This is a genomic window from Bacteroidota bacterium, assembly GCA_016721765.1.
Taxonomy (GTDB): domain Bacteria; phylum Bacteroidota; class Bacteroidia; order UBA4408; family UBA4408; genus UBA4408.
Genome location: JADKHO010000002.1, coordinates 496,326 through 515,106 on the forward strand (window position 1 = coordinate 496,326; position 18,781 = coordinate 515,106).

Below are 18,781 nucleotides of genomic sequence, written 5' to 3' on the forward strand. Positions count from 1 at the left end.
ATTTTTTTGCAAAATTAGTAATTCTTTAGTTGTGCCTTCAAGTTAGCTTTCAAAACTCAGTCATTCAAGTAATTCTACAGATGTTAATTTGAATCTCATCATAAAAACTGATTTACATCCAAACCATATAAGAGTATTGTGACAATCATTTTTTTTTATCTTTGACCTTCTCAACTAAAAAAATAAAGACAAAAATGAACGCTTCAAAAATTGCAGAACTGTTAGGAGCAAATGCTGACTCCTTGTTGAATCACACCTGTAAGACTATTTCGAAAGATAGCATCGTGCAAGCAAATGGTGATTTTGTAGGAAAAACGTTTACGGATACCAACCGCAGCAATCAAGTATTGCGCAATTTGGCTGCTATATATGACCATGGACGCTTAGGCGGAACGGGATATGTTTCTATTTTGCCGGTAGATCAAGGTATTGAGCATTCAGCCGGAGCTTCTTTTGCTCCCAATCCCATTTATTTTGATCCTGAAAATATTGTAAAGCTTGCCATTGAAGGCGGATGTAATGCAGTTGCTTCTACCTATGGCGTGCTTGCTAATTGTTCAAGAAAATATGCGCATAAAATTCCTTTCATTGTAAAAATTAACCACAATGAATTTATCTCTTATCCAAATAAATTTGATCAAATTATGTTTGGTTCGGTAGATGATGCCTGGAACATGGGCGCTGCAGCGGTTGGTGCTACTATTTATTTTGGTTCACCTGAATCGGGACGCCAGATTGTGGAAGTGGCACAAGCTTTTGAACGTGCACATGAATTAGGAATGGCTACCATTTTATGGTGCTATACCCGCAATAACGGCTTTAAAAAAGATGGAATCGATTACCATACAGCGGCCGATCTAACCGGACAAGCCAATCATTTGGGTGTTACCATTCAAGCCGATATCATTAAACAAAAACTAGCTACAAACAATGGCGGATATACAGCCATTAATTTTGGAAAAACCCATCCAAAAGTTTACAGCGAATTAACCACTGACCATCCTATTGATTTAAATCGCTATCAAGTGGCCAACTGTTACATGGGTAAAATTGGTTTAATTAATTCGGGCGGCGAATCTAAAGGCGCAAGCGACTTAGCGGATGCAGTTACCACTGCAGTAATTAATAAACGTGCCGGTGGCCACGGACTAATTTCAGGCCGCAAAGCATTTCAACGTCCTGTTAAAGAAGGCGTGGAATTACTTAATGCCATTCAAGATGTATATCTTGCTAAAGAAATAACGATTGCTTAATTTAGTACAGAGTACAAAGTATTAAGTATAAAGATTTTTTTCTCTTTACTAGATACTCTGTTCTCTGTACTTTGTACTAAATACTAGAAAAACATGAGTTGGTTTAAACGAATAAAAGAAGGGATTACTACTTCTACCTTAGAAAAAAAGGAAACTCCGGAAGGCTTGTGGTACAAGTGCCCGCAATGCAAGCATATAGTTACTGCTCAAGACAATATTGCTAATTTATATGTGTGCGATAAGTGTGAATACCATCAAAAAATAGGTTCGAAAGAGTATTTCGAAATTTTGTTTGACGACAATAAATTTACCGAATTGTTTCCTAACCTCACATCCGGAGACCCGTTAAATTTTGAGGATACAAAAAAATACAAGGACCGTATTGTTGACACACAAAAGAAAACCGGTTTAAAGGATGCATTAACCTCCGCTCATGGAAAAATTGACGGTCAGGATTTGGTGATTTGTTGCATGGAATTTAACTTTATTGGAGGTTCGATGGGTTCGGTAGTGGGCGAAAAAATATCACGCTCTATTGATTACTGCATCGAAAAAAGAATTCCATTTATGATTATCAGTAAATCAGGAGGAGCCCGAATGATGGAAGCTGCCTTCTCGCTGATGCAGATGGCCAAAACTTCGGTAAAACTATCACTTTTAGCTAAAGAAAAAATACCCTATATCTCTTTTTTAACGGATCCTACTACCGGCGGTGTTACAGCATCTTACGCTATGTTGGGCGATTTAAACATTTCGGAACCGGGCGCATTAATTGGGTTTGCAGGTCCGCGTGTGGTGAAAGAAACGATAGGAAAAGATTTGCCCAAAGGCTTTCAAACAGCAGAGTTTGTGTTAGAACACGGTTTCCTGGATTTGATTGTGAAGCGCAAGGAATTAAAAGCTAAGCTTTCTCAAATTTTGAAAATGTTTGCGAATTGAGTTTTTATATTTCTAATTTTTGCTAAACTATTTAACGCTGTTTCATTAGGAAAATAAAAATTTGGAGTAATCATCAAAATCCGCGTAAATCATAATCATCAGCGTCATCAGCGTTCTATTCTTGCATTTTGTTGAAAGAAGAAAATTATTCCATTTTTGAGTTCTTCACCTGAATTATCTCAGCAGCAATGCTCACCGCAATTTCCTCCGGTGTTTGACTTTTAATTTGAATTCCAATTGGAGCGTGAATGGCATCCATTATTTCTTGCTCAACACCTTCTGCATTTAACTCTTCCCTTAGTTTTTCGATTTTTGTTTTACTTCCCAACACACCCAAATAGCGATATTGTTGATACATAAGTTCGCGAAGCACTATTCCATCCGTACGATAACCAAATGTCATAATCACCAAAAAATTGTTTTTGTGTTCAGGAACTTTACTTTTAATCAATTCAAAGCTTTTTAGTTCTTCGGTGAGGTGCGCAAAGGTATTTTGAGTCATGGTATTTAAATTTTTACGCTCATCAAACACTTGCACATAAAAATCCATGCTACTCATAATTCTGCTTAATGCAAGCGAACAATGCCCACCACCAATAATGTAAAGAAAATTCTTGTATCCCAATTTTTCTTCATACTCCCATATTTGTTCCGATTTCTTCTCAAAACGATAATCGCTTTCCGGAATCAATTTATCATAAAAATAAATGCCGTCTGAATTAATTTCAAGCAATCCATTTTTATTTTGTTGAAGCGCTTCTATGATGGCCTTTACATGCTTCAATTCTTTATCCTGCATGGGATACAGAAATATGGTTTGCTCTCCACTACAAATCATGCCGCTTTGATTTTGCTTCGCCGATTTATTGTGAATTTGTTTTTTAGTGAGCGATAACTTTTGTTCCTCCACCAATTTTTCCTTAGCCATCTCCACAAATTTATGCTCCATAATACCACCACCTATCGATCCAAAAATTTCGCGCTCACTTACCACCATTTTAAAACCTTGTCGCCCAGGGCTGCTTCCATGGCTTTCGAGCACACACATGAATACGAGCGATTCATGGTCTGCTAATTTTTTTTCAATAAATTGCCACAGTTTTAATTCTTTCATATTCGTAGGAGCTAAGCAAATCTAAAACTAACTTTTATACTTTTGTTGTAACTTGTCGAATAATAAAAAGCGCAAACAGGTAAACACAAGCAAAGCTGCTTAAACACCTCGAAATTCAATAAACTATATAAGTAAATCCCTGATGAACAGCAGTCGCAGCGCACTAAAAAGCAAAAATATACTATGCCCTTCCGGGATGATTAGCGGAATAGTGCTGGTGGAGCAAAATAAAATAATAGCGGTGCTCAATGAAAGCGAAACTGATTTCACAGAACACTTAGTGGATGTAGGAGAAAGTGTAATCATGCCGGGATTAATAGATTGTCATGTGCACATCAACGAGCCCGGCCGAACAGCTTGGGAGGGCTTTGAAACTGCTACCAAAGCAGCCGCTGCAGGTGGAATTACCACTTTAATTGAAATGCCTTTAAATGCTTCACCGGTAACAACAACAGCTTCAAATTTTGAAATTAAACAAGCTGCAGCCAATGGAAAACTTAATGTAAATTGCGGCTTTTGGGGTGGTGTAGTTCCCGATAATTTAAATGAGCTGGACGCACTTTTGAAAAGCGGAGTGTTTGGATTAAAAGCTTTTTTAACCCATTCGGGGATAGATGATTTTCCTAATACCACTGCCGAACATCTGCACAAAGCCCTACTGATACTAAAAAAGTACGACTTGCCGCTTTTGGTACATTGCGAATTAGATGCGCCTAATGAGGATTCACATTATCTGGATGAAAATCCAAGAAGTTATGCTGCCTATTTAAAATCACGGCCAAAATCCTGGGAAAACAATGCTGTGCAACTGATGATAGACCTTTGTCGTGAAACAAGATCTCGGGTGCACCTGGTGCATATTAGCTCAGCTGAAGCATTGCCTTTAATAGCTGCAGCAAAAAAAGAAGGATTGCCTCTGACAGCTGAGACTTGCCCACATTATTTGTTTTTTAACGCTGAACAAATACCGGATGGAGCTACCGAATTTAAGTGTGCTCCACCCATCCGTGAAACAGAAAACAATGAAAAACTTTGGGCAGCACTTAAAGATGGCACACTCGATTTTGTAGTAACAGACCACTCTCCTGCCCCTCCCGATTTGAAAGAGATTACATCCGGCAATTTTAAAAAGGCTTGGGGAGGCATTGCAGGGCTGCAGTTTTCCCTTCCGGTGATGTGGACTGCGATGCAACAAAGAGGATTTTCGATACATGATTTAACTGCCTTGATGAGCGGAAATGTGGCTAATTTTATGAAAATGAATTCTCGAAAAGGTAAAATTGAAAAAGGATATGATGCCGATTTAGTGATTTGGAATCCTTCTAAAAAATTCATTATAAAAAGCGAACAAATTCAGCACCGACATAAAATCACACCTTATACAGGACTAGAATTATTTGGTCAAGTAGAACAAACTTACGTGAATGGTATTAAAGTGTTTGACCATGAAAATTTCATACATTTGAATCAGGGAAAATTATTGAAAAGCTAAATTTAGTATTGCAATTCACACTTATCCATCTTAACAAATCATAATCATCTTAAAAAATCAGCGTTCAATATCCAATATCTATATTTAACGTTAAACTCTATATTTCTGACTTCTATTTTAATTGTGAAAACCTTATTAAATCATAATCATTCTTAAAATAAGCATTCTATAAAATAACCTTATGTCTGAACCAACATTTACAAAACTAACCGATTTAGCAGCCGATCGCCTCGGCGGAAAAGCGCTTCTTTGCAGCGATGACTTTTTTGCCGAAAAAGAAAATTTACTAAAACCCGGAAGAGGAATTTTCATAACCGATAAATATACCGACCGCGGCAAATGGATGGATGGATGGGAAAGCCGCAGGAAGCGCACTCCCGGACACGATTGGTGCATCATACAATTAGCAACATCCGGAAAAATTCACGGTGTAGACATCGATACCAACTTCTTTTTAGGAAACCATCCACCACATGCCTCCATAGAAGCTTGCACTATTCAGGGTGAAAAAGACATAGAAAAAATGGAGGCAGAAAATAAAATCCAATGGAAAGAAATTCTTCCTAAGAGTCCGCTCAATCCGGGTAGTCAGAACTTTTATGAGATTGCCGACCGTGAAATATACACACATCTTAAATTGCACATCTATCCGGATGGCGGCGTGGCGCGATTAAAGGTATATGGCGAAGTTTTTAAAGATTGGAGTGTAGTTAAAGCAGACGATGTAATTGATTTGGCTGCTGCGGTGAATGGCGCTAAATCAGTGCTGTGCAACGATATGTTTTTTTCGCACATGGATAATTTAATAATGCCCGGACGTGGTGTAAATATGGGTGATGGTTGGGAAACCAAGCGTAACCGCACTCCGAATAACCGCGATTGGGTAATTGTGCGCCTCGCACACAAAGGAGAAATTCAAAAAGTGTTAGTTGATACTTGCCACTTTAAAGGTAATTATCCCGACACCTGTTTGATTGAAGGGTGCAACATTTCTTTGGAAGATGAATCGAAATTAAACACGCCTGAGGTAAATTGGACTACATTGCTTCCACAAAGCAAATTACAAGCAGATCACGAGCATTTATTCGAAAAAGAAATTGCACAAAAAGGACCTTTTACGCATGTTCGACTTTCTATTTTTCCGGATGGGGGAATAAGCAGGTTAAGGATGTGGGGAATTATCCGATAATCCAAATAGGTAGCATTAGTTTTAAATTTTCTGGCTACCTTCGGAAAAAGTAAAAAATGACCTTAAAACAATTCAATCAACTCAGTTCACACGAGGCGCAAAACGAGCTTTTTAAATGCTGCGGAAGCACCAATTGGGCCGAAACATTAGCGTCCTACATGCCCTTTGATTCGGTGTCAGCCATAAAAGCGGAGTCGGATAAAATTTGGAGTTCTTGTTTGCAAAGCGATATTTTGGAAGCATTTTCACACCATCCCAAAATTGGAGACGTAAAATCTTTATCCGAAAAATTTGCCGCCACCAAACAATGGGCTAGCGGCGAACAAGCTGCCGTTAGTGTTGCTCCACAAGAAGTGCTTGAAAAGCTCGCAAAAGGAAATGCGGAATACGAAAAAAAATTCGGCTATATTTTTATCGTTTGCGCCACCGGAAAAAGCGCAGAAGAAATGCTTGAATTGCTGAACAATCGCTTGCCCAATTCTCCGGAACAAGAAATTAGAATTGCCGCGAAAGAACAAAATAAAATTACGCATATTCGTATCGAAAAATTATTTAAATGAGTCAATTAACCACACACATTTTAGATACCACAATTGGCAAACCGGCTCAGGGTGTGCACATCCAACTGGAGCAAAATAAATCCGGACAATGGCTCCCGCTTGCTTATGGGAAAACCAATTCTGACGGCCGCATCAGCAATTTACTTCCTGCTGAAAAAATACTGGATACTGGTGTATATCGATTGATTTTTGACACCGGTTCTTATTTCAAATCACAAAATAGTAAAAGTTTTTATCCCTCGGTAAGTATCGAATTTGAAATTACAGATGCATCTCATTACCATGTCCCCTTGTTGTTAAACCCCTTTGGATATAGCACTTACAGAGGGAGCTGATAAAAAACTGATGTAAGCTGATGTTTCTGATTTAGAAAGCGTATAAATACAAACCTTTAAAATTAAAAATGAAATTTTCCATCCCTGAAAAAGAAAGAGATTCCATTCTCAATGAATTAAAAACCGCAAACATTGCGTTTCAAAATATTTACCCCGGTGATTTGCCTGATCGGCAACCGGTGCACACGGTTTATGGAGGAGCCAATTTGTTTAAAAGCGATAGCACTGTAAAAATGGGCAAGGGTGCACTTAAAAGTTTTGTAACCAATGCTCCAAATTTTGCCATCCTCGCCAAAGTATTGGAATTAAAGGGATACCAAAGTTTGCCTGATACGGAATCACAAGTTAAAGAGTTGGAACAACGGTTAGAAAAACTGAGCGATGAAGCACGTAAAGCAGATTTGGCTTGGCTTCCCTACACAGTTTACAAAAAAATTATTGCTAAACTGGAGCAGGAAGCAGTAGAAGATTTTAGGATCGATTTTGAAGATGGTTTTGGAAACCGCCCGGATGACGAAGAAGATGCAACTGCAGTGACTGCCGCAACCGAACTGGCCAAGGGAATGAAAGATAAAACAATTCCTCCTTTTATCGGAATTCGAATTAAACCCTTCACTGAAGATTTGAAAGCAAGAGGCGTTCGCACCCTTGATATTTTTGTTAGTACTTTATTAGAAAAAAGTGGCGGAAAACTACCTGCTAATTTTGTAGTAATGCTGCCTAAAGTCACCATTCCAGAGCAAATTGAAGCCATTGTAAAACTCTTTGAACTAATCGAAAAAGCAAATCAATTGCCAAGCGGTTCCTTGAAAATGGAAATGATGGTGGAAGCCACTCAAGCGGTGATGGACGCAGACGGAAAAAATCCATTGCTAAAATTAATTCGTGCCGGAAAAGGCCGTTGTATCGCAGCCCATTTTGGAACTTATGATTATACCGCATCTTGCAACATCACTGCAAAATACCAAACCATGGATCATGAAGTGTGTGATTTTGCGCATCACATGACTCGCGTTGCATTGGGCGGAACAGGTATCATGCTGAGCGATGGTGCTACCAATGTAATGCCTGTTGGTCCGCACAGAGGTGATAACCTTACACTGGAACAAGAAATAGAAAACCGCAGAGTGGTGCACAATGCCTGGAAATTAGGATATGGACATACTATGCATTCCTTGATTAATGGATTTTATCAGGGTTGGGATTTAAATCCGGCACAATTTCCAATGCGTTATGCTGCAACCTATACATTCTTTTTAGAAAGCTATGAAGATGCTGCTGTGCGCTTGCGAAATTTTGTTGAAAAAGCTGCACAGGCTACCCTTTCGGGAGATGTGTTTGACGATGCGGCAACCGGACAAGGTTTACTTAATTATTTTTTACGTGCTTTAAACTGCGGCGCCATCACCGAAAAGGAAGTACTGGAAACTGGACTTACACTTGATGAAATCCGAAGCCGCTCTTTTTATAAAATTTTGGTTGGAAGAAGAACGAAGAAATAAATCATCCAAAAATTATTAGGTGCAATTCCAATGGAAGAAATGGATGTTTTAATTCATCCCTTGCGTCAAGAACTAATTGTAAATCCGCAGCATCCCTATTATGCGCAGCTAAAAATGAAAAAAGTGCATTAAACCTTTTTCTTAAAAAATTTACGTTTGCCTTTAAAAACAGGCTTGGCGCTTTGTTCAGGATTATAGGCCGGGCTTATGCCGATGGATTCGGGTAACTGACGCTTAACCAATTCCTTTTCAATTAATTTTTCGATGCGCGGAATGAGGTATTGTTCCCTTTCGTTTATAAACGTGATGGCCACCCCATTTGAGGAAGCTCTGGCGGTACGGCCAACACGATGCACATAATCTTCGGCATCTTGCGGAACATCGTAATTCACCACATGACTTAGGTTTTCGATATCGATGCCGCGCGATAAAATATCCGTTGCAACTAAAATACTAATTCTGCGGCTTTTAAAATCTTGTAAGATACTTTCACGCTCTTGTTGCGTGCGATCAGAATTTATTCCGCCTGCTTTAAAGCCCAATTTATTTAGAGAACGCACAATATCACTCACATTGCTTTTTCGAGAAGTAAAAATTATCATGCTCTCAATTTCCTTTTCCTTAAAGAGAAATTCCAACAAGGCAATTTTCTGTTTATCCCCAACCAAATATGTGATTTGCTCAATCTTTTCAGCTGGCTTGGAAATCGACAATGCAATTTGCTCAGGGTTTCTGAGAATTTGATTGGCGAGCTCTCTAATTTTGGGTGGCATCGTTGCAGAAAACATCAAGGTTTGTCTACCTTTTGGAACGGTATGAATTATTTTCATAATGTCGTCAAAGAAGCCCATGTCCAGCATTTTGTCGGCTTCATCAAGCACCAACATTTCTACTTTAGTTAAATCCACATAGCCCATAGCCATGTGCGAAATTAAACGACCGGGTGTTGCAATAACTACATCCACTCCATTCACCATTGCATTTTTTTGATTGTCCCATACATCACCTTGTCCACCGCCATACACAGCAATAGAGGTCACCGGAAGAAAATAAGAAAATCCTTCCAACTGTTCGTCAATTTGCTTTGCAAGTTCACGGGTAGGAACCAATACTAAACAGCGAATGAAATGTTTTTCAATTTCAGTTAGCTTATTTAACACGGGTATTAAAAATGCGCCAGTTTTACCGGTTCCGGTTTGTGCGCATGCTATTAAATCTTTGTGTTGTAAAATTAATGGAATGGCTTGTTGTTGAATGGGTGTAGCCTGTTTGTATCCCATAGAGGCGATGCTCTCAATTAAGCTTTCGCTCAGGTCAAAATCTTCGAAATTCAATTTGGTATTTTATTATTAGGAATGCAAATATCGCAAAAATATGCGATTGTATTGTAATGCTTTTAAGTATTGGTAGTATGAATGCTTGTTGCTTGAGTAATAACTAAAGTGCACATGCAATCTGCGCTCCCAAACGTGCATTGTTTTTAACTAAAGCAATATTAGCATCCAAACTCTCTCCTTTCGTTTGTTTGGCTATGTAACTAAGCAAGAAAGGAGTTACTTTTTTACCGGTGATATTATTTTTCTTCGCCTCAGTTAAAGCCTCCGAAATATATTTCTCAATTTTTTCATAAGGCACTTCATTTGTTTTGGGAATAGGATTGGCAATCATAACCGACCCATTCAATCCCAATTCCCATTTTGTGCGGAGCAAAGCTGCAATTTCAGTTGCACTGTCTAATCGAAGTGGCGAAGTATATGCGCTTTCACGTGAATAAAAACTTGGAAAGGTATCTTGCCCAAATGTTACCACCGGCACACCCAATGTTTCCAGATACTCCAGGGTCAATCCAATATCTAAAATCGACTTCACTCCTGCTGAAACTACCGCTACTGAGGTATTCGCCATTTCTGTCAAATCAGCCGAAATATCCATAGTGTTCTCCGCTTCGCGATGCACGCCGCCAATTCCACCGGTAACAAAAATCTTAATTCCGGCCATGCTTGCTATTCGCATTGTTGCGGCTACAGTAGTTGCACCAGGAATTTTTTTTGACACCACAAAAGGCATATCGCGCAAACTCACTTTCCACACGTCCTTTGCTGTTCCTAAAAATTCGAGCTGCTCAGCATTTAAACCCACACACAGTTTTCCATCAAGCAGTGCAATAGTAGCCGGGATAGCGCCATTTTCACGCACAATATTTTCGACTTCAATAGCTGTTTGTACATTGCGGGGATAAGGCATTCCATGTGCAATGATGGTACTCTCTAATGCAACCACCGGTTTATTGACAGCAAGTGCCTGCGCTACCTCAGGTTGTATATTTAAGTATTCTTTATACTTCATAACTTAAGTGTGTCGGCGAAAGTAAGTAAGATTTGGGAATTCCTAATATTAACCCAAGGCAAAGAAATAGAAAAATCGTAATGTTCTTTTCTCCATAAAAAGAAAAGCGAACTCTGAATTGAAAGCTAAAAAGACTTTTTAAATAATTTTATCAAATCCATAAGAGATAAATTATTTTAATTATGTTTAAAATATTGTAATACTATTTATTCCCCATTACTCCTATCCAAAAATGCAAAGTTGTTACTACCTTATTTTGCGTCTGTATTATTTTTTGATTCGGCTGACAAGCCCATTTAATCGAAAAGCTGCATTATGGATTAAGGGAAGGAAAAATTGGGAAGTTCAACTTTCAAAACATATAAAAAAAAATGAAAGTTGGATCTGGTTTCATTGTGCTTCATTGGGTGAATTTGAAGATGCATGTGAGGTTTTTTTTAAATTGAAACAATCCTTTTCAACAAAAAAAACTATCCTAACTGTATTTTCACCCTCAGCCTTTGAGGTACTAAAAAACACCAAGTATTTCGATTTGATTTTTTATTTACCGCTCGACACACCTATCCAAGCAAAAAAATTTATATCTCTTCTTAAACCAGAATTTGCAGTATTTAGTCGTTCCGAACTTTGGTTTAATTTTCTTAATGAACTTTCTAAAAAAAACATTCCGGCATTTTTGATTTCATTGAGGCTAAGCAAAAACAGTAATTTTCTAAAAAGTCCCTTTAAAAATTGGTACCGCAATTGTTTTAACTCATTTGATTTCATTTTTTGTCAAGATAGTGAAACCAAGCATTTACTAGAATCGAATTTTTCTTACAAAAGCACTATTTTCAGCGGAAATACCCGTTTTGAGCGAATACAAAATCAATCCATGCTGGAACAAAAACTAACCCAAATTGAAGAATTTGCAGCCTCCAATTTTGTGATTGTTTTTGGAAGCAGTTTGCCGCGAGAAGAAAAAATGTTTTATGAAATATATCCAAAACTAAAAGCCTTTAAAATAAAATGGATACTTGTTCCGCATGAACCGGAAAAATCATCCTTGCATAAAATGTTTGGAGCAGATAATTGCATTCTTTATTCAGAAATGAATAAGCTTACCAAGTTTCACGACATACTAATCATTGACACTGTGGGCTTACTCAAAACCATTTACAAGTATGCAAATTTTGCAATAATTGGAGGAGGGTTTAATCGAATCGGTATTCATAACATTATCGAACCTGCAGTATATGGAGTTCCTGTGGCATTTGGGCCAAATCATAAAAACTATTCAGAAGCGAATTATTTACTTCAATTGGGTGCAGCAAGCATTTTTACAACTAGCGACGAACTATTAAAAATAATTAAACAACAAGTATTTTCGCCAACGCCTGATAACTTAAAATTAGCAATTAAACAATTTGTCGACAAGGATATAACTGCTAGCTCAAGGATAGTAGATACCATTCTTTCAAAAATACATAGGCTTTAAAATACAAATTGCATTTTATTCATGTAAATCAATTTTGCCAATAAAAAATCTTCTTCAAAATCAATGTCAATGCTTTCGAAACTTGACATTGCGAAGAGTTGAGGGCGCATGCCAACCCTACTCTTGTGCGCTTCAAAAAAGGAAGTCCTGCTAAATAAAAAAATATTCGAGTTTTCAATGTTAATTGGAGGCAACATTTGCGTTTTTTCCAACTTCTCATTACTGTGATTTATAGGATTTCCACAATAATCATAAGCTCTTTTTTTAATTTGTTGTACACTCAGTAAAGAATCAAAGGTTGAAAGCATATCAAAATAATTTTTAATTGAAGCTTGAATAGTTTTTACAGTTAACAAGGGATTGGTGACATGAGTCTGCAAAAAATATTCACCTTGCACTTGAGATAAATCATATTCAATAATCGAATTCATTGTTATTTCATTCCCAATTAAATGTGGCGGTCTATCAATAATAATTGCTTTTGAATAGCGTAATGAACAATCTTCTTTAATTAATTTTGAATCTGTATCAATAACTATATTTGTTATTTCATTCATACCTTGCAAGGTATCCAAAACAATTTGATACATTGGTTGTCCGCAAAAATCCAGAAAATTTTTGTTTTTAAGTCGCTCTGACTCTTGTTTTATTGGAACTAGTGCTGTTAACATAAATTACCGGATAGTGTTCAACAAAAATATAAAAAACCCTTAGGTCATAACATTCATATATTGCAAGGTTTATTGCATGAAATAATCCAACAAGATAAAGGTTAGCAGGTAAAAGCTTAATTCGCGAGTAAATTGAATTATTAAATTAATTTTGGTTTGTATTTAGAGTAATAAATTCCACCTCCAAATTCTATTTATAATTTGTTCATAGTTTTTTGCAAGATCACCTTCAAACATTCAAATACTTTCATGCCAGAAAAAAAATCAAAGCTCGCAGTCATAAAAACAAAACCCACTCAATCCAGTGTGGAAGATTTTATTAATAAAATATCGGATGTGCAAAAACGAAAGGATTGTTTTGTGCTGCTCGATATGATGCAAAAAGCAAGTGGCGAAGCTCCGGTATTGTGGAGCAGTGCATTGATAGGCTTTGGAAATAAACGCTACAAAAGCCCCGCTACCAGGAGAGAAGTTGACTGGCTTAAAATTGGATTTTCACCTCGAAAAGCAAATCTTTCCCTCTATCTCAACACCAGCCTCAAACAGCATGAAAGTGCCTTTAGTAAGTTGGGGAAGCATAAAACGGGTGTAGGCTGCCTCTATATTAATAAACTGGAAGAAATTGATTTAAAGGTTTTGAAACAAATTATTGTTGCATCCTTAAATCCAAATTAATTAAGCTTTTTGTGAAAGGCGTTTAAAGAAGCTTATATTTTCTATTCAATTATTGAAACAATCTAATAACTCCCATACAGTAATGCAATTTTTAAACGTATGAAACAACAAATTTTTCAAATAAGCCTAGTCGTAAATGACTATGATGAGGCAATTGCATTTTACACACAAAAATTAGGATTCAATTTATTGGAAGATAGCGTTCTTTCCGAAACAAAACGGTGGGTGCGAGTTGCCCCAAAAGGCTCGAATGATTGCTGTTTACTTTTAGCCAAGGCAGTTAATGAGGAACAAAAAAGAAGTATAGGAAATCAAACCGGTGGCCGCGTATTTTTATTTTTAAACACCGATAATTTTCAGCGGGATTTTGATATTCTTGTCAATAATGGAGTCCAAATTGTGCGCCAACCGGTTAAGGAAACGTGGGGAACAGTGGCCGTCTTTGCCGACCTCTACGGAAATCTTTGGGACCTTATTGAACCTGTTTAAAAATATTGTTTAAGACACCAAACACAAATGCAAATCAAATAATGCAGCATTTCCTAATCAATAGGATGCGTGAAAAGTCACCGGAATTTCATTGGCAAAAAGTAAGAATTGATAAAAAAGGTTCAAATGACTAACCTTTACAGCGTTAACTTTGATACAACTTTCTATATTATCAAAAGTTAAAAACATATCAAATGAGAAATCTACTCAAAGTTCTGGTTACCTTAACCATTCTGATCCTAACACAAATAAAATCATTTGCCGGTGCTACCGAAGATTTATGGACTGCCCTTAAAGGTGCAAATTACCCCAATGCTTTAGCAGCTATATCCGCCGGCGCAGATGTAAAAAATTTAGACCCTGCTTTTGGAACACCACTCAATTTTGCTTCTTGTTGGGCAGATGAAGAAGTTGTGAAAGCCTTAATCGAAGCTAAATCAGATGTAAATTTTATCGCACCTGCTAATGGATACAATCCGCTTACTAATGCTGCTGCATGGGGAAACATTGATGCAATGAAATTCTTAATTGCAGCAGGCTCTAATGTAAAAAACAAGGATAAATTTGGGCAACCAATGCTAGCTTCTGCGTCAGGAAGTTCAAGGCTCGAAGTCCTAAAAATATTAGTTGAGGCAGGTGCTGATCCATCTGAAAAATATACGTTTAGCGGACAAAAAGATCTTTCGCTTTTAAATGCGCTTTTTGTGGTGAAAGAGCCGGCCGATAAAGTAGCTTTGTTAAAAACGATTGCAGGATCCCTCGCAAAAATGGGAGTTACTTTTCCACCACGCATCACTAATGCGCAAGAAAGTGATTTTTCAACTGTCGAAGAACTTGGCAAATTCATTATCGATAAAGGTGCGGACGCCAATCAAAAAAATGGCGGCTGGGGAAGCATTCTTGGACAAGCCTGCGATTTAGAGAAAACAGGATTGGTAAAGGCCTTAATTTATGGAAAAGCGGATGTCAATTATGCAAAGGGAGAATTTGGCAGAACCCCCTTATTTTATGCTTGCTCAAAAGGAAATGCTGCTGTTCTGGAAACCTTGTTAGAAGCTAAACCCGATTTGAATAAACTTTCGGTAACGAGTGTTGACAAACACTACCTAAAACTCACTCCGCTCATGATGGCCTCTGCAATGGGATTTGACGCATGTGTTGAAAAATTATGCATGGCCGGTGCCGATGTAAATTTAATCTCCACAAAAGTAGAACATACCAATGAATATTCAGGTGGAGAAAGCTATCATGTTAAAACTACTTTTAAAGACACCGCACTTTCATTTGCAGATGCAAACGATAGAAGCAGCACAGTTACCCTCCTCAAAAAATATGGAGCACTTTTACCAAAAGAAGTAAAAAAGTAAATCCTATTTTATAAAGCCATCAGTCTGTTTCAAAATTATTGAGCATAATCAGTATGCCCGAAATCTGATTCAAGATTCAATTTTCTATACTTGTAAAAACATCCCTAATGTTAGGCAGGCATAATGCTTCGACTAATTGAATTTGTATTTTTGCAAAAATTTAAATCCAAAAAAATACAATGAAAAAATTACTACCCTTACTTTGCCTTGCTTTGCTTTTACCTCTCTTTAGCTTTGCTCAATTTATTTCTTACTCGGCTCAATTCCAGCCTACCGGTATTGCTAACAGCGGTTTGGTTGTTGGATACGACGCGCAAGCAGGACCTTATAAGATATGGAATCCCGATAGTAATACTGTTGTTTCAATAAACGGTTTAGCTCCCGGTATGGGAATTGGGAGTCAAGCACATTTTTCAGATAGCGGCGCATTTATTTCCGGAACAAGTTATGGCATAAAAGGGGCAGAAATGTCGCGTTACAACGTCGCTTCAAATCAATGGACTCCCATTGGAAGTCTAGGATTTACGGTGGATAGCACGGTGAGCGGTGGCTTTGGAATTTCAGGCAATGGGAATACGGTTGTTGGATTAACTTGGGCAGATACAGCCGGTGGTGCAGCATACGCGCATGCTGCAGCTTGGGATCAAACAGAAGGATTTATTGATTTAGGTAGCCTTCACGATAGCATTAAAAGAAGCACGCGCGCAAATGCAGCTAGTTTTGATGGCAGTGTAATTGTGGGTTGGCAGGACTATAATGGACCTTGGAAATCAGCCGTATGGCGAAAAAATCCATTAGGCGGATATTATCAAAATGAATACTTATTAATTGATACCAGCCTAAGCAACATGGATGAATTTAATCAGTTAGGCGAATGCAGCGTGGTTTCGGCTGATGGAAACTGGATTGGCGGATATGGCGATTATGCCAACGGTGGTCAACCCTGGATGTGGAGCCAAGCAACAGGTGTTATTAATTTAGGTACCCTCCCAAATGGGTCAACAGGATATGTGTCCGGAATAAACGATGATGGAAGTTTAGTGGTAGGTTGGTTTGATGGAATGTTTTTTGGAGATCCGCAAATCCCTTTTATTTGGACAGCAGCTAGCGGCTTGCAAGATTTAAACGTGTACATCAGTAGCACGCTCGGTTTGAATATTGCACCAAATTGGGTGAATGCAGCTACCGGACTATCTTCCAACGGAAATTACATCATAGGTTACGGACTGGATACCAGCAATTTTAGTTCATTCATTTATAGATTAGCCACACCTCTCACCTTAAATGTTAAAAATATTACTACCGAAGAAAAGGTTTCAATTTATCCTAACCCATTTCAAGCAGCTACTAACATTCAATTTACGAAACCAGAATGGCACGAAGTAAAAGTATTGAATCTACTGGGTGAGGTGATGAAAGTAATAGAAAGTAGCAGTGCTAATCTAGTTCTTGAAAAGGAAGAATTAAAGTCTGGCGTATATTTTCTTCAGATTACTAACGCGGCTCAAGCGGTTGTAGTCAAAAAAATTATTGTGCATTAATTTCAATTTTCTGATAAGGTGCTTTATGAGAATGGTGCCTTATCAGAAATTTAATTTCCCTTTTAATTCCTCGGTTCTCCAAAAGAAAATTGCATTAATCTAGTAGCTAGGTAAAACGCAATTTTATTGAAGCAATTTATTTTCAACAGAATTTAAAAAGCACCCTTCCGGTTTTCGACAAACTAATCGAAGCAAAAATTAATGTGTAATCTTGCTAAGATGGATTTAGGAATGATGCTTTAAATTTAATCAACAAGCGCACGTTTTATTAAGCTCATTTATCATGAACCTAAAGCAATTTCTTCTTTCACTCACAGCACTGCCAATTTTATCAAATGCAATGAAACTAACTAATTAGTAAAAATTGCTTTAAATTGGCAACGATACACTGCCAATTTTTTTTAATTTTAGTGCATGATTCGTTTTCTATTAAGTAGCCTTTCTTTTCTAATAATATCAATTTGCCCTGCTCAAAATGTTACATATGTTAAAACATATGGTAACTTTCAAAATGAAGTTGGTTCAAAAATAATAGAAGATTTTGACGGAAATTATGTGATAGCCGGAAAACGAAATGATACTTTGCTATTGCTCAAAACCGATAGTAGTGGAACCCAACTGTTATTAAAAACATTTTCAATTGATTCAGTGGAGGTGTATGATATCATTCAAACTTATGACAGCGCCTACCTTATTCTTGGACGAAAAAACTACAAATGTTTTCTTCTAAAATCAGATAAAAACGGAAATATAGTATGGTTAAAAAATGAGACCTTTTTAAATAACTCCTATTCTTCCAAAGTTGTAGAAACTACCAATCATCACTTATGGATAACAGGAAACAATCCGGCTAATTCTTTAATTAATTGTTGTTATGGCTATTTATGCGAATATACTGACAGCGGAAATTTAATTAACTTTTATAGTAGCCCTGCAGCTTTTGGTCGTGTTTATTATATAACAATGTTGGAAGACGGTAATTTTATAGTCCCCTTTTCCCAAATTCAAAATGGACCGCCTCATTTAGGTGTGTTTAAAATGAATACTACAACTTCTCAACAGCTTTGGTATAAATATAAACCCTTTGTGGCCGAGGGTGGAATAGCTGTTTTATCAAATGATAAGAATATAGTAATGCACGGATCTGAGGTTTCACCAGGGCGAAATTTATTGCTAAAAATGGATACTGCCGGCAATACAATTTGGAATAATGGCTTTGGATTCTTAAATAATAGCACAGCCAATCTATTTGCACAAAATTGTGATTCAGGTTTTATTATGTGTGGCCATGATCAGGCTTATCCGGAAAACTTAGTGAGCGATGTTTATATGGTGTTTATAAATTCTTTAGGTGATTCCATTTCTTCTAAATTTTTTAATTTCACTTCCGACACTGAAAGCAGAAGTATGATTAAAACAAAAAGCAATAATTATTTAATTACCGGCTTTTCAAAAAATAGCAACACAGGCGACAACGATATTTTACTTATTAAAACAGATTGCATGGGAAACATTTTGCATTCAACCGAAGTTCGTAAAACATCCTTAAAAATATATCCTAATCCGGCTAACAGTTCAATCCTTATTTCTGCTGACGAAAACCCAATAAAGTACCTGAAAATAATTGATTATAAAGGATCCGAACAAAACATTTACTTAAAAAGCAACGAACAAAATCAAACCCAAATTACTATAAGTACAGCACATTTACCAAGCGGCATTTACTTTTTAAAATTATTCCTTAAGGATACCGTTTTAATGCAAAAGTTAGTTGTTATGCATTAGTCATTTCCCATTTCTTGTTTTATTATTTTAAAATGAACTAATTTTA

17 protein-coding genes are annotated in these 18,781 nt (G+C 37.2%); 13 read left to right on the plus strand and 4 right to left on the minus strand.

The genetic code is table 11. From position 1 onward, the window contains the following. Nucleotides 1-194 precede the first annotated feature (194 nt). Nucleotides 195-1,253: a class I fructose-bisphosphate aldolase gene (locus IPP32_10435; protein ID MBL0048499.1), complete on the plus strand. Its 1,059-nt coding sequence runs from the start codon at nt 195-197 to the stop codon at nt 1,251-1,253. 93 nt (nt 1,254-1,346) lie between these two features. After that, nucleotides 1,347-2,192: an acetyl-CoA carboxylase carboxyltransferase subunit beta gene (locus IPP32_10440; protein ID MBL0048500.1), complete on the plus strand. Its 846-nt coding sequence runs from the start codon at nt 1,347-1,349 to the stop codon at nt 2,190-2,192. Between the two features lie 145 nt (nt 2,193-2,337). Here IPP32_10440 and IPP32_10445 read toward each other — a convergent pair whose 3' ends face one another. After that, nucleotides 2,338-3,306, minus strand: a complete 969-nt coding sequence (locus IPP32_10445) for an XdhC family protein (protein MBL0048501.1) — start codon at nt 3,304-3,306, stop codon at nt 2,338-2,340. A 142-nt stretch (nt 3,307-3,448) separates the two neighbouring features. Between IPP32_10445 and allB the strand changes: the two genes are divergently transcribed. The 5 genes from allB (at nt 3,449) to IPP32_10470 (ending at nt 8,384) form a co-directional block, all read left to right on the plus strand. Next, the gene (allB, locus tag IPP32_10450; GenBank protein MBL0048502.1) at nt 3,449-4,798 is read left to right on the plus strand and encodes an allantoinase AllB; all 1,350 of its coding nucleotides are present in this window, start codon (nt 3,449-3,451) and stop codon (nt 4,796-4,798) included. A gap of 181 nt (nt 4,799-4,979) precedes the next feature. Beyond that, nucleotides 4,980-5,987 (plus strand): allantoicase, encoded by a 1,008-nt coding sequence (gene alc / locus IPP32_10455; GenBank protein MBL0048503.1) that lies wholly within the window; start codon nt 4,980-4,982, stop codon nt 5,985-5,987. A gap of 56 nt (nt 5,988-6,043) precedes the next feature. After that, the gene (uraD, locus tag IPP32_10460) at nt 6,044-6,547 is read left to right on the plus strand and encodes a 2-oxo-4-hydroxy-4-carboxy-5-ureidoimidazoline decarboxylase (protein ID MBL0048504.1); all 504 of its coding nucleotides are present in this window, start codon (nt 6,044-6,046) and stop codon (nt 6,545-6,547) included. After that, complete coding sequence (gene uraH / locus IPP32_10465) at nt 6,544-6,882, plus strand: hydroxyisourate hydrolase (protein ID MBL0048505.1); 339 nt, start codon at nt 6,544-6,546, stop codon at nt 6,880-6,882. Before uraD ends, uraH begins: the two co-directional genes overlap by 4 nt. A 68-nt stretch (nt 6,883-6,950) precedes the next feature. After that, nucleotides 6,951-8,384 (plus strand): phosphoenolpyruvate kinase, encoded by a 1,434-nt coding sequence (locus IPP32_10470; GenBank protein ID MBL0048506.1) that lies wholly within the window; start codon nt 6,951-6,953, stop codon nt 8,382-8,384. Nucleotides 8,385-8,512: 128 nt separating this feature from the next. Here the strand turns inward: IPP32_10470 and IPP32_10475 are convergent, their stop codons facing one another. Both IPP32_10475 and IPP32_10480 read right to left on the minus strand, forming a co-directional pair. Further along, a complete protein-coding gene (locus tag IPP32_10475) occupies nt 8,513-9,664 on the minus strand; it encodes a DEAD/DEAH box helicase (GenBank protein ID MBL0048507.1) in 1,152 nt (383 codons plus the stop codon). Nucleotides 9,665-9,821: 157 nt separating this feature from the next. Further along, entirely contained in the window at nt 9,822-10,730 is a 909-nt protein-coding gene (locus tag IPP32_10480) for a pseudouridine-5'-phosphate glycosidase (GenBank protein ID MBL0048508.1), read from the minus strand. A 232-nt stretch (nt 10,731-10,962) separates the two neighbouring features. Here IPP32_10480 and IPP32_10485 point away from each other — a divergent pair, with 232 nt between their 5' ends. Further along, complete coding sequence (locus IPP32_10485; protein MBL0048509.1) at nt 10,963-12,207, plus strand: hypothetical protein; 1,245 nt, start codon at nt 10,963-10,965, stop codon at nt 12,205-12,207. Here the strand turns inward: IPP32_10485 and IPP32_10490 are convergent. Next, nucleotides 12,204-12,878, minus strand: a complete 675-nt coding sequence (locus IPP32_10490) for an acylneuraminate cytidylyltransferase family protein (protein MBL0048510.1) — start codon at nt 12,876-12,878, stop codon at nt 12,204-12,206. The genes IPP32_10485 and IPP32_10490 overlap by 4 nt on opposite strands. A gap of 249 nt (nt 12,879-13,127) precedes the next feature. Here IPP32_10490 and IPP32_10495 point away from each other — a divergent pair, with 249 nt between their 5' ends. The 5 genes from IPP32_10495 to IPP32_10515 all read left to right on the plus strand — a co-directional run bounded on the left by IPP32_10495 (nt 13,128) and on the right by IPP32_10515 (nt 18,735). Next, nucleotides 13,128-13,553 carry a DUF1801 domain-containing protein gene (locus IPP32_10495; GenBank protein ID MBL0048511.1) on the plus strand — a complete coding sequence of 142 codons (426 nt, stop codon included), beginning with the start codon at nt 13,128-13,130 and terminating at the stop codon, nt 13,551-13,553. 99 nt (nt 13,554-13,652) lie between these two features. After that, nucleotides 13,653-14,042, plus strand: coding sequence for a VOC family protein (locus tag IPP32_10500; protein ID MBL0048512.1), 390 nt, complete (start codon nt 13,653-13,655; stop codon nt 14,040-14,042). 194 nt (nt 14,043-14,236) lie between these two features. Further along, complete coding sequence (locus tag IPP32_10505; protein ID MBL0048513.1) at nt 14,237-15,409, plus strand: ankyrin repeat domain-containing protein; 1,173 nt, start codon at nt 14,237-14,239, stop codon at nt 15,407-15,409. Between the two features lie 179 nt (nt 15,410-15,588). Next, the gene (locus IPP32_10510) at nt 15,589-16,950 is read left to right on the plus strand and encodes a T9SS type A sorting domain-containing protein (protein ID MBL0048514.1); all 1,362 of its coding nucleotides are present in this window, start codon (nt 15,589-15,591) and stop codon (nt 16,948-16,950) included. A gap of 414 nt (nt 16,951-17,364) precedes the next feature. Next, nucleotides 17,365-18,735, plus strand: a complete 1,371-nt coding sequence (locus IPP32_10515; GenBank protein MBL0048515.1) for a T9SS type A sorting domain-containing protein — start codon at nt 17,365-17,367, stop codon at nt 18,733-18,735. Nucleotides 18,736-18,781 lie beyond the last annotated feature (46 nt).